Raw genomic sequence first — 21,995 nt, 5'->3', positions numbered from 1 at the left:
ATGCCCTCATGGCGCCTGTGTGTATGCCCTTGACCCGGGGGGCACGGTAGACTTCCCCACGCTCCCGCACCCCCTCTAGACCCATACCCCACCCCCTCTCAGGAGACTGTTTTCCATGGCCGTTGATTCCCAGGCACTGCTGACCGCGCTGCAAGCCGTTGTCGATCCGAACACCGGCAAGGATTTTGTCTCCACCAAGGCGCTGAAAAACCTGCAGGTGGCCGATGGCGATGTCTCGTTCGAGGTGGAGATGGGCTACCCGGCCAAAAGCCAGCTGCCGTCGCTGCGCCGTGCGCTGATCGCGGCGGCCAAGGCCGTGCCCGGTGTGGACAACGTGTCCGTCAACATGGGCACGAAGATCGTGGCGCATGCCGTGCAGCGCGGCGTGCAGCTCATGCCCAACGTGAAGAACATCATCGCCGTGGCCTCCGGCAAAGGCGGGGTGGGCAAGAGCACCACGGCGGTCAACCTCGCGCTGGCGCTGGCCGCCGAAGGCGCCAAGGTCGGCATCCTCGATGCCGACATCTACGGCCCCAGCCAGCCCATGATGATGGGCGTGGAAGGCCGGCCCGAGAGCTCGGACGGCAAGACCATGGACCCGCTGGAAAACTACGGCGTGCAGGTGATCTCCATCGGCTTCCTGATCGACCGCGACGAGGCCATGATCTGGCGTGGGCCCATGGCCACGCAGGCGCTGGAGCAGCTGCTGCGCCAGACCAACTGGTCCGATCTCGACTACCTGATCGTCGACATGCCGCCAGGCACCGGCGACATCCAGCTCACGCTGAGCCAGCGCGTGCCGCTCACCGGTGCGGTGATCGTGACCACGCCGCAGGACATCGCGCTGCTCGACGCGCGCAAGGGCATCAAGATGTTCGAGAAGGTGGGCGTGCCCATCCTGGGCATCGTGGAAAACATGGCGGTGCACGTGTGCGAGAAGTGCGGCCACGTGGAGCACATCTTCGGTGCCGACGGCGGCAAGAAAATGGCGGCCGAGTACGGCATGGACTACCTCGGCGCGCTGCCGCTGAACATGAGCATCCGCGTGCAGGCCGACAGCGGCATGCCCACCGTGGTGGCCGACCCCGAGGGCGAGATCGCCAACCTCTACAAAGGTGTGGCGCGGCAGGTGGCGATCAAGATCGCGGCCAAGTCCAAGGACTTCTCCAGCAAGTTTCCCTCGATCAAGATCTCGAAGGACACCTGAGACCTGGCTGCCCAGGCGAGAGCCGGCCCTGGCCGGCTTTTTTCATGGCGCCAGGAGGCTCAATGGGCCTCCCGCTCCCTCAGGCGGAAGCGTTGGATCTTGCCCGTCGCCGTCTTCGGCAACTCCGGCAGGAACTCGATGAAGCGCGGGTATTTGTAGGGCGCGAGCCTTTCCTTCACGAAGGCCTGCAGCTCGGTCTCGGTGGCCTGCGCGCCCGCCTTGAGCACCACGAAGGCCTTGGTCTTGGTCAGGCCGTCGGCGTCGGTCTTGCCGATCACGGCGGCTTCAAGGACGGCCGGGTGCTGCACCAGCGTGGCCTCCACCTCGAACGGGCTCACGTAGATGCCGCTGACCTTGAGCATGTCGTCGTTGCGGCCCGCGTAGGTGCAGTAGCCGTCCGCATCGCGTGTGTACTTGTCGCCGGCCTTGGTCCAGCCGCCCTGGAAGGTGTCGCGGCTCTTGCCGCGGTTGTTCCAGTACATCAAGGCGGCACTGGGGCCCCTGATGTAGAGGTCGCCGATCTCGCCGTCGGCCACGGGCCGGCCGTCCTCGCCGCGCAGCTCGATCTCGTAACCCGGCACCGGTTTGCCGGTGGTGCCGTAGCGCACGTCGCCGGGGCGATTGGAGAGGAACACATGCAGCATCTCGGTGGAACCGATGCCGTCGATGATCTCCACGCCAAAGTGATTCGTCCAGCGCTGGCCGATGTCCTGCGGGAGGGCTTCGCCCGCCGAGGAGCACAGGCGCAGCGCCACCTCGCTCCGGGTGGGCAGGTCTGCCGCGGCGAGCATCCCGCCGTAGCCGGTGGGTGCGCCGTAGAACACCGTGGGCTGCAGCTCCTTGAAGCGCTTGAAGCAAGCCTGCGGTGTCGGGCGCTCCGCCATCAGCACCACGCTGGCGCCCACGGTCAGCGGGAAGCTCAGCGCATTGCCCAGGCCGTAGGCGAAAAACAGCTTGGCGGCGGAGAACACCACGTCGTCCTCGCGCAGCGCCAGCACGCCCTTGCCATACAGCTCGGCGGTCCAGTACAGGTTGGCCTGGGTGTGCACCGTGCCCTTGGGCGCGCCGGTGGAGCCCGATGAATACAGCCAGAACGCGGGCTCATCGCCGTGCGTGTCGGCGGCCTGCGCCGCCGCCGCGTGGCTGCCCACCAGGGTCGTGAAGTGGTGCACCCCCTCGGGCAGGGCGCCGGTGGAGCGCGAGGCAATGACGTGTTTCACCTCGTGGCCGCCCTGGGTGTTCAGGTGGTCCAGCGCGGTCTGCAGCGTGGGCAGCAGCGCGGCCGACACCAGCGCGGCCTGCGCGCGGCTGTTGGCCATCATGTACGCGTAGTCCTGCGCGGTCAGCAGGGTGTTCACCGCCACCGGCACCACGCCTGCGTGCAGCGCGCCGAGAAAAGCCACCACCCAGTCGCTGCTGTCATGCATGAGCAGCAGCACGCGCTCCTCGCGGCGCAGGCCCAGCGCATGGAGCGCGGCGGCAAAGCGCCGCACCTGGTCGCCGAGTTCGCCGTAGCTCAGCCGGCCCTGGTCGTCGATCAGGGCGGTCTTGGCCGCTCGGCCGCTGTTGAGCTCGAGCAGGTGGCGCGCGAAGTTGAAGCGCTCGGGGGGTGGCGCGACGTTGGTGTCCATGGGGTTGTCTCCTCTGCGATTCGCGGGGTTCGGGCTCAGTATTTCAAGGCTACCGCCGAGGCGGCCAGCGCGTCCAGTGCGGCGCTGCTGGCCTGCACCGCGCTGCGGCGGTGGTAGAAGCCCAGTGCGCGCAGGCCACCGAGTTCTTCGCCGCCGCCGGCGCGGCCGGGGCCGCCGTGCAGCGACATGGGCATCACGTTGCCGTGGCCGGTCTGGCTGGCCGCCACGTCGGGCGAGATGGCGTGCACGCGGCCGTGGGCCGAGCCCAATGCCAGCGCCGCGCCGGCGGTGAAGGCCGGGTCGGCGCTGTAGACCGAGCAGACCAGCGAGCCCTCGCCGCGGCGAATGAGTTCGTAAGCCTCTTCGATGCTGTCGTAGGCCATCAGCGTGGCCACCGGGCCGAACACCTCGACCTCGTGCAGCACCTTCGCCTTCGCGGGTTCGCGCGCGCCCAGCAGCGTGGGGGCCACGCACGCGGCCACCGCCGCGTCGGCGTCCACCAGGGCCACGCCGCTGCCGTCGAACAGCACCTCGGCTTCGGTGCGCAGCTTCGCGATGCCTTCGAGCACGCTGGCCTTCTGCGCCTGGCTCACCAGCGAACCCATGCGCACGCTCTCGTTGCGCGGGTTGCCCACGCTGATCTTGGTGAGCTTGGCGCCGATGGCCTGGGCGGCGGCGTCGTACAGCGCGCGCGGCACGAACACGCGGCGGATCGCGGTGCACTTCTGGCCGCTCTTGACCGTCATCTCGCGCACCACCTCGCTCACCAGCAGGTTGAAGGCCTCGCTGTCGGCCGTCGCGGCGGGGTCGAGCAGGGCGCTGTTGAGGCTGTCGGCCTCGATGTTGCAACGCACCCCGGCGCAGGCCACGGCGGGGTGGCTGCGGATGATGGCCGCGGTGTCGGCCGAACCGGTGAACGACACCACGTCGAACGGCTGCAGCTGATCCATCAGACCGGCGGAAGAGCCGCAGACCACCGAGAGCGCGCCCACCGGCAGGATGTTCGCGTCGATCACGTCCTTGACCATGCGCTGCGTGAGCCAGGCGGTGGCCGTGGCCGGCTTGATGATCACCGGCACGCCCGAGAGCAGGGCGGGCGCGGCCTTCTCCCACAGGCCCCAGCTCGGAAAGTTGAAGGCGTTGATGAACAGCGCCACCCCGTGCGTGGGTTGCAGCACGTGCTGGGTCTGGAACACCGGGTCCTTGCCCATGCGGATGCGCTCGCCATCGAGCAGCGCGTGCGCGCCGCCCAGGGACTCGCCTTGTTTGGCATAGAAACCGAGCGTGAAGATGCCGCCGTCGATATCCACCGCCGAGTCCTTGGCGGTCGTGCCCGAGTTGGCGGTGGCGATCTCGCCATAGGCCTCGCGGTGGGCCTGCAGCACCTTGACGATGGCCGCCAGCAGCCCGGCGCGTTCGCCGTAGCTCAGGGCGCGCAGGGCCCGGCCACCCTGTTCGCGGGCGAACCGGAAGCCGGCGGCCAGGTCCAGCCCGGCGCTGCTCACGCGCGCGAGTTCGGTGCCGAGCACCGGGTCGAACAGCGGTGTGCCCTCGCCGGTGCCGGTCTGCCATTGGCCGCCGAGGAAATTGGGGAGCAGGGAAGAGGTGGTCATGGTGCTTGTCTCTGTGGGGTGGGCGGACCCCCGGGCACTGGCCTCAGGGGGAGAATGGCGCTATAAATGCACTATCTTGCGTTTTCCGGATTGTGCATTAAAGTGCATGTTTTGCCGAATGGCAAGCCCCCCAAGGGTTTTTCCGCCCAACCGATCCACAGAAAGGTCAGCCCAACATGGACATCGACGCGACCGGCGTGATGGCCGCCAGCGAGGCCAAGCAGCCCGGTGCCGAAGAAGAGCGCCACCCTTTTCTGGTGGCTTTGGGTGAGCGCGTGCGCACCTTGCGCTCACGCCGGGGCATGACGCGCAAGGCGGTGGCGATCGCGGCCGATGTGTCCGAGCGGCACCTGGCCAACCTCGAGTACGGCACCGGCAACGCGTCCATCCTCGTGCTGCTGCAGGTGGCGCAGGCGCTGCAGTGTTCCCTGGCTGAATTGCTCGGTGATGTGAGCACAAGCTCACCTGAATGGCTGCTGATCCGTGAGCTGCTCGAAAAGCGCAGCGAACCCGACCTGCGGCGTGCCCGCATCGCCATCGGCAGCCTGCTGGGCGGGGGCGCGGCCAGCGGCGGCGACCCCGGGCGCAAGGCGCGCATTGCGCTCATCGGCCTGCGCGGCGCGGGCAAATCCACCCTGGGCCAGCGCCTGGCCGACGATCTGGGTTTTGCCTTCATCGAGCTCAGCCGCGAGATCGAGAAGTTCGCCGGCTGCAGCATCAACGAAATCCACTCCCTCTATGGCACGCCGGCCTACCGCCGCTACGAGCGCCGTGCCCTGGAGGAGGCGATCCAGATCTACCCCGAGGTGGTGATCGCCACCCCGGGCGGCCTGGTGTCCGACGCGGCCAATTTCAACCTGCTGCTGTCGCACTGCACCACGGTCTGGCTGCAGGCCGACCCGGCCGACCACATGGGCCGCGTGGCCGCCCAGGGTGACCTGCGGCCCATGGCCGCGAGCCGCGAAGCCATGGAAGACCTCAAGCGCATCCTGGCCGGGCGATCGGCTTTCTATTCCAAGGCCGACATGGCCTTCGATACCAGCGCCTACAACCTGGAAGACGCTTTCCATGCGCTGCGGGCCCAGGTGCGCGAGGCGATTGGGCTCGAAGAAAAACATGCATGAAAGTGCATTGACGTTTTCGACTTTGTGAATTATTATTCACATCACCAGGTTCGGACCGGCGCATGAGTGCAGGTCGTCGGGCCTGACCCGCCGCAGTCCGCTGCGGACCGCCATCGACTTCAGACACCGCCCGGAGACACCCCATGAGCGCCACCGCCACGCCCCCCGCCGTCGATTACCGCACCGACCCCAGCCAGTACCGCCACTGGAAGCTGTCCTTCGACGGCGATGTGGCCACCCTGGCCGTCGACATCAATGAAGACGCCGGCATCCGCCCCGGCTACAAGCTCAAGCTCAACAGTTACGACCTGGGCGTGGACATCGAACTGCATGACGCGCTCAACCGCGTGCGTTTCGAGCACCCCGAGGTGCGCACCGTGGTCGTCACCAGCGGCAAGGACCGCGTGTTCTGCTCCGGCGCCAACATCTTCATGCTGGGCCTCTCCAGCCACGCCTGGAAGGTGAACTTCTGCAAGTTCACCAACGAGACCCGCAACGGCATCGAAGACTCCTCCAAATACAGTGGCCTGAAGTTTGTCGCCGCCCTCAACGGCGCCTGCGCCGGCGGCGGCTACGAGCTGGCCCTTGCCTGCGACGAGATCGTGCTGGTGGACGACCGCTCTTCGGCCGTCTCGCTGCCCGAGGTGCCGCTGCTCGGCGTGTTGCCCGGCACGGGCGGCCTGACCCGCGTGACCGACAAGCGCCACGTGCGCCACGACCTGGCCGACATCTTCTGCACCACCAGCGAAGGTGTGCGCGGCCAGAAGGCCGTGGACTGGCGCCTGGTCGATTCGATCGCGAAGCCGCAGCAGTTTGCCGCCCACGTGAAGGAGCGCGCCGCCGCGCTGGCCGCCCAGAGCGACCGCCCGGCTGGCGCCAAGGGCGTGGCCCTGACCCGCGTCGAGCGCACCGATCGCGCCGACGGCATCAGCTACCAGTATGTGAACGTGGCGATCGACCGCGCCAAGCGCAACGTCACCCTCACGGTCAAAGCACCGGCCGGCGCGCAGCCGAAGGACATCGCCGGCATCGAGGCCGCGGGCGCCGCCTGGTGGCCGCTGCAGATGGCGCGCGAACTCGACGACGCCATCCTCTGCCTGCGCACCAACGAACTCGACATCGGCACCTGGTTGCTCAAGACCGAAGGCGATGCCGCCGCCGTGCTCGCCAGCGACGCGCTGATGCTCGCGAACAAGGACCATTGGCTGGTGCGCGAGACCCTGGGCCTGATGCGCCGCACCTTCGCCCGCCTGGACGTGTCCTCGCGCAGCCTGTTTGCGCTGATCGAATCCGGCTCGTGCTTCGCCGGTTCGCTGGCCGAGCTGGCCTTCTGCGCCGACCGCGCTTACATGCTGGCCCTGCCCGACGATGCCGATGCCGCGCCCAAGCTGCAGCTCGACGAGTTCAACTTCGGCTTCCTGCCCATGGTCAACGAGCAGTCGCGACTGCAGCGCCGCTTCTACGAGGAAACGGCCCCGATGGAAGCCGCGCGCGCGGCCATCGGGCAGGCGCTGGACGCCGACGCCGCGCTGGCCCTGGGCCTGGTGACCGCCGCGCCCGACGACATCGACTGGGCCGACGAAGTGCGCATGGCACTCGAGGAACGCGCTTCCATGTCGCCCGACGCGCTCACCGGCCTGGAAGCCAACCTGCGTTTCGCGCAAAAGGAAAACATGGCCACCCGCATTTTCGGGCGCCTCACCGCCTGGCAGAACTGGATCTTCATCCGCCCCAACGCCGTCGGCGAAAAGGGCGCGCTCAAGGTCTACGGCAAGGGCGACAAAGCCGCCTTCGATTTCAACCGGGTTTGAGAAGCCCCCCCCTGCGCCCCTTGACCTTCTGTCCTCGACCCGTGTCTTCCTACCCATAACCGCCCCAGGAGAAACGCCATGTCCAGCATCAACTACAGCGAGAAGATCCCCAACAACGTCAACCTGAGCGAGGACCGCACACTGCAGCGCGCGCTCGAAGGCTGGCAGCCCAACTTCATCAACTGGTGGGACGACGTGGGTCCCGAGGGCTCGACCAACCACGAGGTGTACCTGCGCACCGCGGTCAGTGTGGACCCGCAAGGCTGGGCCCAGTTCGGCCACGTGAAGATGCGCGACTACCGCTGGGGCATTTTCCTGAACCCGGGCGATGCCGAGCGCAAGGTGCACTTCGGCGACCACATGGGTGAAAAGGCATGGCAGGACGTGCCCGGCGAACACCGCGCCAACCTGCGCCGCATCATCGTCACGCAGGGCGACACCGAGCCCGCCTCGGTCGAGCAGCAGCGCCACCTGGGCCTGACCGCGCCCAGCATGTACGACCTGCGCAACCTGTTCCAGATCAACGTGGAAGAAGGCCGCCACCTGTGGGCCATGGTCTACCTGCTGCACAAGCACTTTGGCCGCGACGGCCGCGAAGAAGCCGAGGCGCTGCTGCAGCGCACCTCGGGCAGCCAGGACAACCCGCGCATCCTGGGCGCGTTCAATGAGAAGACGCCCGACTGGCTGGCCTTCTTCATGTTCACCTACTTCACCGACCGCGACGGCAAGTTCCAGCTCTCGGCCCTGGCGGAGTCCGCGTTCGACCCGCTGGCGCGCACGACCAAGTTCATGCTGACCGAAGAAGCCCACCACATGTTCGTGGGCGAGAGCGGTGTCTCGCGCGTGCTCACGCGCACCGCGCAGGTGATGAACGAACTCAAGACCGACGACGCGCAGAAGGTGCGCGCAGCCGGCGCCATCGACCTGGGCACGATCCAGCGCTACCTGAACTTCCACTACAGCGTCACCATCGACCTGTTCGGGGCCGACCAGTCGAGCAACGCCGCCATCTTCTACAGCTCCGGTCTCAAGGGCCGTTACGAAGAAGGCAAGCGCACCGACGACCACGTGCTCAAGGGCCAGACCTACAAGGTGCTCGAAGTCAAGGACGGCCAGCTCGTCGAGAAGGACGTGCCCATGCTCAACGCGCTCAACGAAGTGCTGCGCGACGATTTCATCGCCGACTCCGTGGCCGGCGTGAACCGCTGGAACAAGGTGCTGGAAAAAGCGGGCATCCCGACGCGCCTGACCGTGCCGCACAAGGCCTTCAACCGCCAGATTGGCGCGCTCGCAGGCATCAAGATGTCGCCCGAAGGCCGCGTGGTCAGCGAGGCCGAATGGGCCGCGAAGAAAAGCGAATGGCTGCCGACGCCGGAAGACTTCGCCTTCGTCGCCTCGCTCATGGGCCGTGTGGTCGACCCCGGCAAGTTCGCCGGCTGGATCGCGCCGCCCGTCATGGGCATCAACCGCCAACCGGTCGATTTCGAATACGTCAGGTTTGGCTGATCGTTGATCCCCCCGCGCCGCACCTGTGGCGCGTCTCCCCCCAGGGGGCGTCGCTGGCGGCCTGGCCAAGCCAGTGCCGCGGCGACCTTGGTTGAACATCTACTCGCTCCTACACTGTCTCGATTCCTGGAGACACCAACATGAACGCTGTTGCCGAAGCCGCTGTCATCAAGCAGCACCTGATCGATCCCGAGATCTGCATCCGCTGCAACACCTGCGAAGCGATCTGCCCCGTGCAGGCGATCACGCACGACAACCTCAACTACGTGGTCGATGCGTCCAAGTGCAACCTGTGCATGGACTGCATCTCGCCGTGCCCCACGGGCTCGATCGACAACTGGCGCATGATGCCGCGCGTGCGCGCCTACACGACCGCCGAGCAGCTCACCTGGGAATCGCTGCCGGCCGAGCTGCCGCCCGAGGAGCTCGAGGGCCTGGCGAACGCCGAGGCCGACGTTTCCGTGGCCCCGCCGCCTGCCGCCGCGCCTGCGGTGGCGAAAGACCCCAGCGGTGAGGAAGCCTTCAATTCGTCGTCCTTTGGCTCGACGCTGCCGCCCTGGTCGGCCGCGCACGCCTACAGCAACCTCTATGGCCCCAAGGCCGCGCAGAAGACCGTGACCGCCACCGTGGTGGGCAACGTGCGCGTGACAGAGGTCGGCAAGACCGCCGGCAGCGACTACGACACCCACCACATTGTGCTGGATTTCGGCGCCATGCCTTTCCCGGTGCTGGAGGGGCAGAGCATCGGCATCGTGCCGCCGGGCGTCGACGACATCGGCCGCCGCCACCATGCGCGCCAATACTCCATCGCCAGCCCGCGCAACGGCGAGCGGCCGGGGTACAACAACCTGTCGCTGACCATCAAGCGCGTGCTCGAAGACCACGACGGCGAACCGGTGCGCGGGGTGGCCAGCAACTACATGTGCGACCTCAAGGTGGGCGACAAGGTGGAGGTGATCGGGCCGTTCGGCACCAGCTTCCTCATGCCCAACCACCCGCGTTCGAACATCGTGATGATCTGCACCGGCACCGGCAGCGCGCCCATGCGCGCCATGACCGAGTGGCGCCGGCGCCTGCGCGCCTCGGGCAAGTTCGAGGGCGGCAAGCTGCTGCTGTTCTTCGGCGCGCGCACGCAGGAAGAGCTGCCTTACTTCGGCCCGCTGCAAAGCCTGCCCAAGGACTTCATCGACACCAACTTCGCGTTCAGCCGCACGCCTGGCCAGCCCAAACGCTATGTGCAGGACGTGATGCGCGAACGCGCAGCCGACCTGGCCGTGCTGCTGCAGGACCCGAACACGTACTTCTATGTGTGCGGTCTCAAGAGCATGGAAGAGGGCGTGGTGCTCGCGCTGCGCGACGTGGCGCAGGGCGCAGGCCTGAACTGGGACACCGTGGGCGGCGCGCTCAAGCGCGAAGGCCGGCTGCACCTCGAGACGTACTGAACCTGCCCCGCGCCGCGCCTGCGGTGCGTCACCCCGAGGGGGCGACACCGCAGGCCCGGCAAAGGCAGTGCCCAGGCGTCCGGGGTCGGGGCGTGGCTGGCGCGCCATCGCTCAGGGTTTCCCCGCGCATGCCGCAGTGGGGGGCGGGGTGATGCGCACCGCCGTGCGCTCGCCCAGGGTGGATGGCTTACATTGCGGTCTTCCTATGAAGATTGAACATACGTTGCCCACCACCCGCAGCCGACCCGCCATCGAGGTCGACGTGGTGATGCGCCGCGAGCCGGTGAGCGGTCCCATGAGCCGCTGGCAGGCCTGGCGCTGGGTGCTGGCCGACGTGATGGTGCACAGCGATCCCGACGAGACCGGCCCGGCACCCGAGCACGAAAGCCATGAGCCCCAGGCGGTCGAGCCGGTGGACGCCCACGGCGTCGACGCCCAGGCCACGCACTGGCTGTTTCCGCGCTTTCGCGTCGAGCTGTTCCGCGACGACGCCGAAGGCTATTTCCTCAACCTCAACAGCCCGAGCCCCTGCTTCTGGGTGTTCTGGCGCGCCGACGAAGAGCGCCTGCTTGACGGCGAGCCCATGGCCGTGCCGCAGATCGTCACGCTGAGTTACCACGATGCGGGCCGCTGGCTCGATGCGCAGGAGCGCGTGGACCAGGTCGCCGCGCCCGACGAGGTGGTGGGCTGGCTGCGCGCCTTCGTGGACACCACCTACCAGCCCGAGCCCAAGCGCCGCAAACGGCCCGACAGCTTCAAGCCGCTGACCGACCGCTTCGGCCAGCCTGTGCGCATCAGCACCAGCAAGCTGCGTGGCGGTGGGCCGCCCGGAGCATGAGCATGGCCGCTGAAGACGACAGCAACTTCTTCTCGCGCTGGTCGCGCCGCAAGGTGCAGGTGCGCAGCGGTGAGCCCTTGCCGCCCGAGCCGCCCGCCCCAGCCGTGGCCCCGGCCGCCGCCGCGGTGGTGGCGCAGCCGGCACCCGTGCCCGTGCCTGCGCCCGCCGACACGCCTGCCGACACGCCTGCCGAGCCCCCACCCGCGCTCACGCTGGACGACGTGGCCCGCCTCACGCCCGATTCAGACTACTCGGCCTTCGTGGCGCGCGACGTGCCCGCCAGCGTGCGCAACGCCGCCGTGAAGAAGCTGTTCACCGACCCGCACTACAACGTGATGGACGGGTTGGACATCTACATCGACGACTACTCCCAGCCCAGCCCCATCACCGCCGCCGAAATGGCCAAGATGGTGGGGGCGCAGTTCCTCAAGCTGGTCGACGATCCCAACGAGGTCAAGCCCACCGCCGCCACCCCGTCCACCGACACACCCACCGGCACCACGGCCGACCCACAGGCCCAAGCCAACGACGCCGTCGACGACAGCCCTGTCGCCGACACCCGCGAGCCCCATGCAGCCGCCCAAGACGCGGCACCCCACGATGACCACGCTGATCTGCAATTGCAACCAGACGATGTCCCTGAACCCCCAAGTTCTGGGCGACGCGCTGGATGAAGACCTGAGCCTGCACACCACGCTGTGCCGCCGCGACGCGCCCGCCTTTCAGAAGGCCTGTCGCAGCAAGGACGAACTCGTGGTGGCCTGCACGCAGGAAAGCCGGCTTTTCACCGAGCTCTCGGAACAGACCGAGGGCGCGGTGCCGCTGGATGTGCGGCCGATCCATTTCGTGAACATCCGCGAAACCGGCGGCTGGGGCCGCGAAGGCGCGCAAGCCATGCCCAAGATGGCCGCCCTGCTTGCAGCGGCGCGCCTGCCCGAGCCCGAGCCGGTGCCCACCGTGAGTTACCAGAGCACGGGGCGCCTGCTGATCATCGGGGCGCTGGACGAGAGCGAGCCCATCGCCGGCATGGTGGGCGACGTGCTCGAGGTCAGCCTCATGGCCACGGGTGGGCGGGGCATGCAGGCGCGGCAATACCCTGTGATCGCGGGCGCGCTGGAGCAGGTGCAAGGCTGGCTGGGCGCCTTCGACGTGCAATGGCGCAGCGACAACCCGATCGATCTCGACCTGTGCACGCGCTGCAATGCCTGCCTGGCCGCCTGCCCGGAAGGCGCCATCGGCCTGGATTACCAGATCGACCTGGCCCAGTGCCAGGACCACCGCGCCTGCGTGAAGGCCTGCGAGGCCGTGGGCGCCATCAACTTCCAGCGCGAGCCGCAGACCCACAGCGAACGCTTCGACCTCGTGCTCGACCTGCGCGATGCACCGGCCTTCGCCCAGCACGCGCACCCGCAGGGCTATTTCCACCTGCGTGGTGGCCTCAAGGCCGAGGGAGCCATGGCCACCGTCGTGCGGCTGCGCGACCTGGTCGGCGAATTCGAGAAACCCAAGTTCTTCACCTACAAGCAGAAGCTGTGCGCGCACGGCCGCAACGAAACCGTGGGCTGCAATGCCTGCGTCGAGATTTGTTCGGCGCTGGCCATCCGCAGCGAGGTCAAGCGCAACCAGATCGTCGTCAACCCCAACCTCTGCGTGGGCTGCGGCGCCTGCACCATGGTGTGCCCCACGGGTGCGCTGTCGTATGCCTACCCGCGCGCGAGCGAGCAGGGCGTGAAACTGCGCACCCTGCTGGCCACCTATGCCAAGGCCGGCGGCCACGACGCCGCCCTGCTGCTGCACAGCGAGGCGTCGGGGGGGACGCTCGTCGGTGAGCTGGGCCGCGCGGCCTCGCTCGACCGAAAGCAGGTGCGCGGCGTGCCTGCGCGCGTGATCCCGGTGCCGCTGTGGCACACCGCCTCCATCGGGCTGGACGTGTGGCTCTCCGCCTTCGCCTACGGCGCCTCGCAGGTCTGGGTGCTGATGACCGGCGACGAAGCACCGCAGTACCGCGACGCGGTGCGCGCGCAGATGGACGTGGCGCAGGCCATCGTGAATGGCCTGGGCTACAGCGGTCGGCATTTCCGCCTGATCGAAGCCAGGGATGTGAAGGCGCTGGACGCCGCGCTCGGTGACGCACCGGCACAGACCGTGAAGCGGCGCGCGACCTTCGCCATCCAGGCCGAGAAGCGCGCCACGGTGGAACTCGCGCTCGACCATCTGATGCAAGACAGCGCGGCCCAGCGCGCGCCGGTGGAAGCCATCGCGCTGCCTGGCGCGTCGCTGCTTGGCACGATCGCCGTCAACAAGGACACCTGCACCCTGTGCCTGAGCTGCGTCAGCGCCTGCCCGGCCAGCGCGCTGCAGGACAACACCGAGCGCCCGCAGCTGCGCTTCATCGAGAAGAACTGCGTGCAGTGCGGCCTGTGCGCCAGCACCTGCCCGGAGGACGCGATCACCCTGCAACCCCGGTTGCTGCTGGGCGAGCAGCGCAAGCAGTTGCGCGTGCTCAACGAGGCTCAGCCGTACCACTGCATCCGCTGCGCCAAGCCGTTTGGCACGCTCAAGGGCATCGAGGTGATGCTGGCCAAGCTTTCGGGCCATGCGATGTTCCAGGGCGAGGCGCTCGAGCGCCTCAAGATGTGCGGCGACTGCCGTGTGGTGGACCTGTATTCCAACCCGGGCGAGACCCGGATTCACGATGTCTGACATGAACAACGCCATTCCCGTCACGTCCTCCGCGCTGGACGAAGAAACGGCCCGCGCCGAGGTCTATGGTCTGCTGGCGGCGCTGTACTACGCGCCCCCCCCGGCGGAGCTGATGGCGCAGTTGCGCGTGGCCGTGACCGAGGCGCCGGCGGCCGGCGGTTTTCTGGAGGAGCCGTGGCGCGAGGTGGTGGCGGCTGCGCGCGCACTGAGCGACGAGGCCGTGGCGGCGGAGTACGACGCGCTGTTTGGCGGCGTGGGCAAGCCGGACGTGTTCGTGTTCGGCTCGCACTACCTCAGTGGCTTCCTGAACGAGAAGCCGCTGGCGGCCCTGCGCAGCGATCTCGCAGTGCTGGGTCTGGCGCGCGACGAAACCATGCCGGAGACGGAAGACCACATCGCGTACCTCTGCGAGGTGATGCGCTATCTCATCGCGGGCGACGAGGTGGAGGTGGCCAACCTCACGCAGCAACAGAAGTTCTTCACCACGCACCTGCAGCCCTGGGTGTTGCAGATGTGCGATGCGATTGCCGGGCATCCCAAGGCTTCGTTTTATGCGGCCCTGGCGGGGTTCACCCGTGCGTTTGTCAACGTGGAGGCGCAGGGCTTCGATATGTTGGCTTGAGGTTTTGGATTTCGCTCTGCCGGGTTGCGCGAAAAACCAGAAAGAAGCTCAGAGCCCCCCAGGCCTCCCATCCCGGGTCGGCGCAGCCTCAGGCGCATGGGGCTCTGTCAACAAAGCCACGCAGAAGGAAGCACCGGAACCACCGGAGAGGTTCTCGGCCGTGATGTGCCCCCCATAGCGCTCCACCAAGCCCTGGCTGATCCACAACCCCAGCCCGTTCCCATCGTTCTTCGTCGTGAAGAAGGGCCGGAACAGCCGCTCCAGCACCTCGGCGGAAAGACCCGGGCCCGTGTCCTGCACCCACAAGCGCACCCCCCCACGCCCCGCCTCATCCACCCAATCCCGCGTCAACAGCCGCAACACCCCACCCTGCGGCATCGCCTGAATGGCGTTGATCAACAGATTGATCACCACCTGCTGCAACTCCTGCCGATTGCAGCCCGCGCGCCGCGTCGCCTGCAAATCCCGCTCCACCGCAATGTGCGTCTGCGCCAGCAGATGCCCGACCAGCACCAGACAGTCCTCCATCGTCCGGTTGATGTCCAGCGTCTCCACATAACCGGCGTACTCCGTCGGCCGCGCGTACTGCAGCAACTGCGTCACGATGATGCGCATGCGCTCCACCTGCTCGTCTAGCAGCCTCAGCTCCGATGCCACCGGCCGGCTCGCGGCCCCCAGCGTCTCGCGCATCAGATCCAGGTTGCCCTGCATCACCGCGATCGGGTTGTTGATCTCGTGCGCGATGCTCGCCGTCAGCTGACCGATCGCCGCCAGCTTCTCGCTCTTGACCAACTGCTGCTGCGCCAGCTGCAGCGACGCGTTGCTTGCCTCCAGCTCCGCCGTGCGCTCGGCCACCTTGTGATCCAGCTCCTCGCCCCAGCGCTGCAGGGCGGCTGTCTTCTCGTCGATCACGTCGAGCAACTCGTCCAGATGGCCCGCCAGCGCGCCCAGCTCGTCGCGCGCCGCGATCTCGCCCACGCGCGCGGCCGACTGTCCTTCTTCCACCAGCTGCATCGTGCGGTTCATGCGCTGCACCGGCTGGAAGATGCTACGCGCCCAGCGCAGCGAAAACCAGGCCGAGAGCGCCATCACGCCCAGGAAGATCAGGCCCATTACCCCCAGCATCGCGTAGCGCACCAGCCGGAACGGCGCCTCCAGGTAGCCCACGTACAGCATGCCGATGCGCTGGTCATGCGCGTCCAGCAACGGCTCGTAGGCCGAGACGTACCAGTCGTTGACCACAAAGGCCCGGTCCAGCCAGGTCTGGCCTCGGCCGAGCACCGCGTCGCGCACCGTCTGCGACACCCGTGTGCCGATCGCGCGCTGGTCCTGGAACAGGCGCACATTGGTGGTGATGCGCACATCGTCCATGAACAGCGTGGCCGTGCCCTGGCTGCCGAATGGCAAAGAACCCTCGGGGTACACGATGCGGTTGATGTGGTCGATGAAATCCAGGTTCTGGTTCAGCAGCAGACCGCCCGCGAGCAGCGCGATGGTCTGGCCGGCCGCATCGCGCACAGGGTGCGTGGCCAGCATCACCATGGCGCGGTGCTCGGTTTCGCGGGTGTCGGGCGCGGCGTTGCGCGTGGCCACCAGCGGGATGCGCAGCCGCGGCGAGAGGTGCGGTGCCAGCGCATCCAATGCATCCGGCTCCAGCACCAGCAACCGCGCGCGCGCGGCGGCGCGGCCGTTCTCGCTCACCGCGCCACCGAGCGCGGAGGGCATGAGCGGAATCGGCGCGCTCGCGTCGGCCTGGCTCAGCCCGGAGGGCACCGCGCGCGCCAGCGGCTGGCCTTGCGGCGTGTACAGCAGCAGGAAGTCCAGTCCGAGCCGCTCGCGGGCCAGGGCCAGCTGTTCGCCGACCTCGCGCCGCTCCGTGGGGTTGGCGGGCCGCAGCGCGGTGTAGAGCGCCTGCGAGCCGGCCACGCCCTGCGTGCCCGAGCCGACCTCGCTGAGCACCTGCTCGAAGTAGCCGTGCGCCACCGCCAGGTCGCTGCGAACTTTGGTGATGAGCAGGCGGTCGTAGGCCACGTTGCCCCACAGCGCCAGGGCCAGCACCAGCATCGGAAACGCCACCAGCAGGGGCAGCAGCGCCATCGCCAGCAGCTTGTTGCGCACCGAACCGGCCAGCCAGCGGGGAGCGCGCCACGGATTCATGCGTGTGTCCCGCACGGTCTGACCCAGAGATGCCGGGGCCCCGGCTGTGCCAGGCCGCCCGCATCGCCCCCTTGAGGGGGACGCGCGAAGCGCGGCAGGGCTGGCGTCACAGGCTGTTCCATTCGGCCACGCGGCGTTCGAGTGTGCGGCGCGAGACGCCCAGCAACTGGGCCGCGCGCGTCTTGTCGCCCTGCACCGAGTCGAGCACCGAGAGGATGTGCATCTTCTCCAGCGTGTGCAGATCGGTGGGCGTGGCGCTGCTGGTCGCCAGGCGGTGCGTCTGGCCCGGGTAGAGCGCCGACACGTTGAGGCTGCCCAGGATCAGCGAGCGCTCGATCAGGTTGCGCAACTCGCGCACGTTGCCGGGCCAGTCGTACTGGCGCAGGAAGTCCATCTCGGGTTCGCTGATGGTCAGCGGCTCCACGCCCAGCGAGGGCGCCAGCTGCGCGATGAAGTGCGCCACCAGTTCGGCAATGTCGTCCTTGTGCTCGCGCAGCGGCGGCAGTGTGAGATCCACCACCTGGAGCCGGAAGTAGAGGTCCTTGCGGAAGCGGCCGGCCGCCACTTCCTCGCTGAGTTGCCGGTTGGTGGCCGCGACGATGCGCAGGTTCAGCGGCACCAGCTGTTCGCTGCCCACCGGCCGGATGTTGAGGTCTTCGATCGCGCGCAGCAGCGCGGCCTGGATGGACAGCGGCAGCTCGGCGATCTCGTCGAGGAACAGCGTGCCGCCCTGCGCATAGTGGAACAGGCCGTCGCGCGCTCGCGTGGCGCCGCTGAATGCGCCTTTGGCGTGGCCGAACAGCTCGCTCTCGATCAGCTCGGGCGAGACGGCCGCGCAGTTGACCGGCACGAAGGGGCCGGCCGCACGGCTGCCGAGTGCGTGCAGCTCGCGCGCCACCAGCTCCTTGCCGGTGCCCGACTCGCCCTGCAGCAGCACGGTGCTGTTGACCGGGGCCACGCGCGCGATCGACGCGCGCAGCCGCTGCATCGCGGTCGAGGCGCCGACCAGCGCGGCGCGCCCGGGTGTGCTGGTGACCACGGCGCGGCGCAGCACGAAGTTCTCGCGCCGCAGGCGCGAGCGCTCGTAGCAGTGCTTCACCGCGTTGAGGATCTGCGGCACCCGAAACGGCTTGAGGATGAAGTCCGAAGCGCCCGCGCGCAGCGCTTCGATGGCGGTGTCCAGGTCGGCAAAGGCGGTGATGAGGATCACCTCGCCCGTGAAGCCCTGTTCGCGCAACTCCTTGAGCCAGACCACACCACTCTTGCCGGGCAGCGAGATGTCGAGGATCACCAGGTCCACGTGGTGGCCGCGCAGCCATTGCGCGCCGTCCTCGGCACTGGACGCGCTCATCACGAAGTGGCAGCGCGGTGCGAGCGTCTTGACGAGGAAGTTGAGCATGCCCTGCTCGTCGTCGACGATCAGGATCGACCAGTCGGGCCAACCCTCCAGGGTTCTTTCGGGCGAAGGGGGAAGAAAGGGGGTGTCCACCCCGTAGGATTCTACGGAGTAAGCCTACGAAAACAGTGGGGTATTGCCGCATTCCCGACCGTTTGCACCGCTGACCCGTCGCGACAATTTGTCGCGCCCTCGATGGACAGTTTGACGGTGCGCCGCGCCAGGTAGGCGGTTCGTCTCATGGGTTATCCCTAGGTCGCGAAGCGCTTCGCCCCGCAACCCCTCGTGGTTCGTTCGAGCGCCGCCGCACGCCGGCACCATGGCACGGTTCTGGCTATGAATTCGGAAGCGCAGCAGCATGCTGCGCTGCGACATGCGGCGATGAGAACCGCTCGCATTTCACAGCCGTGGCGGCCTTGTGGATGGCTTGCATAGGGGGTGGGGGCGGGTTAGATTCCACGTATGCAAAAGGCCCGCATGTTGTGATGCGGGACCGGTACCCACAGGAGACATGCATGAACAAGTCCCCACGATCCACGCCCGAAGAAGGCCGTCCGAACCTCAAGCGCCGCACCCTGTTTGCCGGCGCTTCCACCGTGGGCGCCCTGGCCGCCGCGGCCACCCTGTTGCCCCGCGTGGCGCCCGAGGAGGCTGCGGCCGCCGCCGAGCCCAAGCCGGCGCCGACCAAGGGCGGTGGTTACTCGCTGAGCGATCACGTCAAGCAGTATTACCAGACCACCCGCATCTGAGCGAACAGGAGCGCACCCCATGTTGCTGACCAAGAAATCCCCGTCGGGCGCGCACGTTTCGCGTGCGTCCGCTTCCACATCCTCCGGCTTCGTGCACCGCCTGCAGCGTGGCCTGTCGACCGCGCTGCCCACCATGGACCGCCGCGCTTTCCTGCGCCGCTCGGGCCTGGGTGTGGGCGTCGGCCTGGCGGCGAGCCAGCTCACGCTGGTGAAGAAAGCCGAGGCGGCTTCGGGCGCCAAGTCCATCGACGGCTCGGGCAAGATCGAGGTCAAGCGCACCATCTGCACCCACTGCTCGGTGGGCTGCGCGGCCGACGCGATCGTGGAGAACGGCGTCTGGGTGCGCCAGGAGCCGGTGTTCGACTCGCCCATCAACCTCGGCGCGCACTGCGCCAAGGGCGCCTCGCTGCGCGAGCACGGCCATGGCGAGTACCGCCTGCGCTACCCGATGAAGCTGGTCAACGGCAAGTACCAGCGCATCAGCTGGGACACCGCCCTCGACGAGATCACCGCGAAGATGAAGGAACTGCGCGAGGCCAGCGGCCCCGACTCGGTCTACTTCATCGGTTCCTCCAAGCACAGCAACGAACAGGCGTACCTCATGCGCAAGTTCGTGAGCTTCTGGGGCACCAACAACTGCGACCACCAGGCGCGCATCTGCCACTCCACCACGGTGGCCGGCGTCGCGAACACCTGGGGTTATGGCGCCATGACCAACTCGTACAACGACATGCAGAACAGCAAGTGCGCGTTGTACATCGGCTCCAACGCCGCCGAGGCGCACCCGGTCTCCATGCTGCACATGCTGCACGCCAAGGAAACCGGCTGCAAGATGATCGTGGTGGACCCCCGCTTCACGCGCACCGCGGCCAAGGCCGACGAGTACGTGCGCATCCGCTCCGGCACCGACATCCCCTTCCTCTTCGGCGTGCTGTACCACGTCTTCAAGAATGGCTGGGAAGACAAGCAGTACATCAATGACCGCGTCTATGGCATGGAGGCCATCAGGGCCGACGTGATGGCGAAGTGGACGCCAGCGGCCGTGGAAGAGGCCTGCGGTGTCAAGGAAGAGCAGATGTTCAAGGTGGCCAAGATGCTGGCCGAGGCCAAGCCGGCCACCATCGTCTGGTGCATGGGCCAGACGCAGCACACCATCGGCAACGCCATGGTGCGCGCCTCGTGCATCCTGCAACTCGCGCTGGGCAACGTGGGCAAGAGCGGTGGCGGCACCAACATCTTCCGCGGTCACGACAACGTGCAGGGCGCGACCGACGTCGGCCCCAACCCCGACTCGCTGCCCGGCTACTACGGCCTGGCCGCCGGCTCGTGGCGCCACTTCGCCAACGCCTGGGGCGTGGACTACGAGTGGATCAAAAAGCAGTACGCCGACGGCACGATGGAGAAGCCCGGCATCACGGTCTCGCGCTGGATCGACGGTGTGCTCGAGAACAACGAGCTGATCGACCAGGGCCCGAACCTGCGCGGTGTGTTCTATTGGGGCCATGCGCCCAACTCGCAGACCCGCGGTCTGGAGATGAAGCGCGCGATGGACAAGCTGGACCTGCTGGTGGTCGTGGACCCGTACCCGTCGGCCACCGCGTCGATGGCGGCCATGCCGGGCAAGCCCGAAGACCTCAACCCCAACCGCGCGGTCTACCTGCTGCCGGCGGCCACGCAGTTCGAAACCAGCGGTTCCTGCACCGCGTCCAACCGTTCGCTGCAGTGGCGCGAGAAGGTCATCGAACCGCTGTGGGAGAGCCGCAGCGACCACATGATCATGCACCAGTTCGCTGAAAAGCTCGGCTTTGCCGCCGAGCTCAGCAAGAACTACAAGATGCAGAAGGTCAAGGGCATGGACGAGCCCGTGCCCGAGGACATCCTGCGCGAGATCAACAAGTCGGTCTGGACCATCGGCTACACCGGCCAGAGCCCCGAGCGCCTCAAGGCCCACATGCGCAACATGAACGCCTTTGACGTGAAGACGCTCAAGGCCAAGGGCAAGGTGGTGGACAAGGAGACCGGCTACGACATGACCGGCGACTACTTCGGCCTGCCCTGGCCCTGCTACGGCACGCCGCAGATCAAGCACCCCGGCTCGCCCAACCTGTACGACACCTCCAAGCACGTGATGGACGGCGGCGGCAACTTCCGCGCCAACTTCGGCGTGGAGCGCGAGGGCAAGTCCCTGCTGGCCGAAGACGGTTCCCACTCGGTCGGTTCGGAAATCACCACCGGCTACCCCGAGTTCGACCACGTGCTCCTCAAGAAGCTGGGATGGTGGGCCGACCTCAGCGAAGCCGAGCAGAAGGCCGCCGAAGGCAAGAACTGGAAGACCGACCCGAGCGGCGCCATCATCCGCGTGGCCATGGCGCATGGCTGCCACCCGTTTGGCAACGCCAAGGCGCGCGCCGTGGTGTGGAACTTCCCCGACGCCGTTCCGCAGCACCGCGAGCCGATCTACGGCACGCGACCGGACCTCATCGCCAAGTACCCGAGCCACGACGACCAAAAGACGCGCTGGCGCCTGCCCATCCTCTACAAGTCGCTCCAGCAGAAGAACGTGGACGACAAGATGCACGAGAAATTCCCGCTCATCATGACCTCGGGCCGACTGGTCGAGTACGAGGGCGGTGGCGAGGAGACGCGTTCCAACCCCTGGCTGGCCGAGCTGCAGCAGGAGATGTTCGTCGAGATCAACCCCAAGACCGCGGCCGAGCGCGGCGTGCGCAATGGCGAGCGCGTGTGGGTGAACACCCCGACCGGCGCGCGCCTGAATGTGCAGGCGCTGGTGACCGAGCGCGTGGGGCCGGACACGGTGTGGCTGCCGTTCCACTTCTCGGGCCGCTGGCAAGGCGTGGACATGAAGCCTTACTACCCCGATGGCGCCTTCCCTGTGGTGCGCGGCGAGGCCGTCAACACCGGCACGACCTACGGTTACGACATCGTCACGATGATGCAGGAAACCAAGACCACGATCTGCAACGTCGAAAAAGCATAAGACCAGGAGCAACACATGGCACGAATGAAATTCATCTGTGACGCCGAACGCTGCATCGAATGCAACGGTTGCGTCACCGCCTGCAAGAACGAGCACGAGGTGCCCTGGGGCGTGAACCGCCGCCGCGTGGTCACGCTCAACGACGGCATTCCTGGCGAGAAGTCGATCTCGGTGGCCTGCATGCACTGCAGCGACGCG

The 21,995-nt window shown here is 67.5% G+C and carries 15 protein-coding genes and 1 pseudogene; 12 read left to right on the top strand and 4 right to left on the bottom strand.

Annotated features, from left to right (window positions below; translation table 11 throughout):
- The first annotated feature begins 115 nt into the window (after positions 1 to 115).
- Positions 116 to 1,207 (top strand): iron-sulfur cluster carrier protein ApbC, encoded by a 1,092-nt coding sequence (gene apbC / locus KIT86_RS10935; RefSeq protein WP_297398202.1) that lies wholly within the window; start codon positions 116 to 118, stop codon positions 1,205 to 1,207.
- 59 nt (positions 1,208 to 1,266) lie between these two features.
- Here apbC and KIT86_RS10930 read toward each other — a convergent pair whose 3' ends face one another.
- Both KIT86_RS10930 and KIT86_RS10925 read right to left on the bottom strand, forming a co-directional pair.
- A complete protein-coding gene (locus KIT86_RS10930) occupies positions 1,267 to 2,838 on the bottom strand; it encodes a benzoate-CoA ligase family protein (protein ID WP_297398200.1) in 1,572 nt (523 codons plus the stop codon).
- 35 nt (positions 2,839 to 2,873) lie between these two features.
- Positions 2,874 to 4,451 carry a 3,4-dehydroadipyl-CoA semialdehyde dehydrogenase gene (locus KIT86_RS10925; RefSeq protein WP_297398198.1) on the bottom strand — a complete coding sequence of 526 codons (1,578 nt, stop codon included), beginning with the start codon at positions 4,449 to 4,451 and terminating at the stop codon, positions 2,874 to 2,876.
- 200 nt (positions 4,452 to 4,651) lie between these two features.
- Here KIT86_RS10925 and KIT86_RS10920 point away from each other — a divergent pair, with 200 nt between their 5' ends.
- The 8 genes from KIT86_RS10920 (at position 4,652) to KIT86_RS10885 (ending at position 14,497) form a co-directional block, all read left to right on the top strand.
- Entirely contained in the window at positions 4,652 to 5,575 is a 924-nt protein-coding gene (locus KIT86_RS10920) for a helix-turn-helix transcriptional regulator (RefSeq protein WP_297398261.1), read from the top strand.
- 143 nt (positions 5,576 to 5,718) lie between these two features.
- Positions 5,719 to 7,386, top strand: a complete 1,668-nt coding sequence (gene boxC / locus KIT86_RS10915; protein WP_297398197.1) for a 2,3-epoxybenzoyl-CoA dihydrolase — start codon at positions 5,719 to 5,721, stop codon at positions 7,384 to 7,386.
- Positions 7,387 to 7,464: 78 nt separating this feature from the next.
- Positions 7,465 to 8,892: a benzoyl-CoA 2,3-epoxidase subunit BoxB gene (gene boxB / locus KIT86_RS10910; RefSeq protein ID WP_297398194.1), complete on the top strand. Its 1,428-nt coding sequence runs from the start codon at positions 7,465 to 7,467 to the stop codon at positions 8,890 to 8,892.
- A 140-nt stretch (positions 8,893 to 9,032) separates the two neighbouring features.
- Positions 9,033 to 10,334 (top strand): benzoyl-CoA 2,3-epoxidase subunit BoxA, encoded by a 1,302-nt coding sequence (gene boxA, locus KIT86_RS10905; protein ID WP_297398192.1) that lies wholly within the window; start codon positions 9,033 to 9,035, stop codon positions 10,332 to 10,334.
- 205 nt (positions 10,335 to 10,539) lie between these two features.
- Positions 10,540 to 11,172, top strand: a complete 633-nt coding sequence (locus KIT86_RS10900) for a DUF3305 domain-containing protein (protein ID WP_297398190.1) — start codon at positions 10,540 to 10,542, stop codon at positions 11,170 to 11,172.
- Between the two features lie 2 nt (positions 11,173 to 11,174).
- A complete protein-coding gene (locus KIT86_RS10895) occupies positions 11,175 to 11,846 on the top strand; it encodes a DUF3306 domain-containing protein (RefSeq protein WP_297398188.1) in 672 nt (223 codons plus the stop codon).
- Positions 11,773 to 13,875: a 4Fe-4S binding protein gene (locus tag KIT86_RS10890; protein WP_297398186.1), complete on the top strand. Its 2,103-nt coding sequence runs from the start codon at positions 11,773 to 11,775 to the stop codon at positions 13,873 to 13,875. Before KIT86_RS10895 ends, KIT86_RS10890 begins: the two co-directional genes overlap by 74 nt.
- 1 nt (position 13,876) lies before the next feature.
- Positions 13,877 to 14,497: a molecular chaperone TorD family protein gene (locus KIT86_RS10885; protein ID WP_297398184.1), complete on the top strand. Its 621-nt coding sequence runs from the start codon at positions 13,877 to 13,879 to the stop codon at positions 14,495 to 14,497.
- A 48-nt stretch (positions 14,498 to 14,545) separates the two neighbouring features.
- Here KIT86_RS10885 and KIT86_RS10880 read toward each other — a convergent pair whose 3' ends face one another.
- Complete coding sequence (locus tag KIT86_RS10880) at positions 14,546 to 16,654, bottom strand: cache domain-containing protein (RefSeq protein ID WP_297398181.1); 2,109 nt, start codon at positions 16,652 to 16,654, stop codon at positions 14,546 to 14,548.
- Between the two features lie 106 nt (positions 16,655 to 16,760).
- Positions 16,761 to 18,143, bottom strand: a complete 1,383-nt coding sequence (locus tag KIT86_RS10875) for a sigma-54 dependent transcriptional regulator (RefSeq protein ID WP_297398179.1) — start codon at positions 18,141 to 18,143, stop codon at positions 16,761 to 16,763.
- A 422-nt stretch (positions 18,144 to 18,565) separates the two neighbouring features.
- Between KIT86_RS10875 and KIT86_RS10870 the strand changes: the two genes are divergently transcribed.
- The 3 genes and pseudogenes from KIT86_RS10870 to KIT86_RS10860 form a co-directional block, all read left to right on the top strand.
- The gene (locus KIT86_RS10870; RefSeq protein WP_297398177.1) at positions 18,566 to 18,799 is read left to right on the top strand and encodes a formate dehydrogenase; all 234 of its coding nucleotides are present in this window, start codon (positions 18,566 to 18,568) and stop codon (positions 18,797 to 18,799) included.
- Between the two features lie 19 nt (positions 18,800 to 18,818).
- Positions 18,819 to 21,797, top strand: coding sequence for a formate dehydrogenase subunit alpha (locus tag KIT86_RS10865; RefSeq protein WP_297398175.1), 2,979 nt, complete (start codon positions 18,819 to 18,821; stop codon positions 21,795 to 21,797).
- Between the two features lie 15 nt (positions 21,798 to 21,812).
- Positions 21,813 to 21,995, top strand: a pseudogene (locus KIT86_RS10860) (formate dehydrogenase); the annotation flags it as partial.

Source organism: Hydrogenophaga sp. (assembly GCF_026125825.1).
Lineage (GTDB): Bacteria > Pseudomonadota > Gammaproteobacteria > Burkholderiales > Burkholderiaceae_C > Hydrogenophaga.
This window is presented reverse-complemented; position numbering and strand designations above follow the sequence as displayed.

Bases quoted from the DNA above. Each gene is read 5' to 3' on its own strand.
- apbC (WP_297398202.1), top strand. From the start codon at position 116: ATGGCCGTTGATTCCCAGGCACTGCTGACCGCGCTGCAAGCCGTTGTC.
- KIT86_RS10930 (WP_297398200.1), bottom strand. From the start codon at position 2,838: ATGGACACCAACGTCGCGCCACCCCCCGAGCGCTTCAACTTCGCGCGC.
- KIT86_RS10925 (WP_297398198.1), bottom strand. From the start codon at position 4,451: ATGACCACCTCTTCCCTGCTCCCCAATTTCCTCGGCGGCCAATGGCAG.
- KIT86_RS10920 (WP_297398261.1), top strand. From the start codon at position 4,652: ATGGCCGCCAGCGAGGCCAAGCAGCCCGGTGCCGAAGAAGAGCGCCAC.
- boxC (WP_297398197.1), top strand. From the start codon at position 5,719: ATGAGCGCCACCGCCACGCCCCCCGCCGTCGATTACCGCACCGACCCC.
- boxB (WP_297398194.1), top strand. From the start codon at position 7,465: ATGTCCAGCATCAACTACAGCGAGAAGATCCCCAACAACGTCAACCTG.
- boxA (WP_297398192.1), top strand. From the start codon at position 9,033: ATGAACGCTGTTGCCGAAGCCGCTGTCATCAAGCAGCACCTGATCGAT.
- KIT86_RS10900 (WP_297398190.1), top strand. From the start codon at position 10,540: ATGAAGATTGAACATACGTTGCCCACCACCCGCAGCCGACCCGCCATC.
- KIT86_RS10895 (WP_297398188.1), top strand. From the start codon at position 11,175: ATGGCCGCTGAAGACGACAGCAACTTCTTCTCGCGCTGGTCGCGCCGC.
- KIT86_RS10890 (WP_297398186.1), top strand. From the start codon at position 11,773: ATGACCACGCTGATCTGCAATTGCAACCAGACGATGTCCCTGAACCCC.
- KIT86_RS10885 (WP_297398184.1), top strand. From the start codon at position 13,877: ATGAACAACGCCATTCCCGTCACGTCCTCCGCGCTGGACGAAGAAACG.
- KIT86_RS10880 (WP_297398181.1), bottom strand. From the start codon at position 16,654: ATGAATCCGTGGCGCGCTCCCCGCTGGCTGGCCGGTTCGGTGCGCAAC.
- KIT86_RS10870 (WP_297398177.1), top strand. From the start codon at position 18,566: ATGAACAAGTCCCCACGATCCACGCCCGAAGAAGGCCGTCCGAACCTC.
- KIT86_RS10865 (WP_297398175.1), top strand. From the start codon at position 18,819: ATGTTGCTGACCAAGAAATCCCCGTCGGGCGCGCACGTTTCGCGTGCG.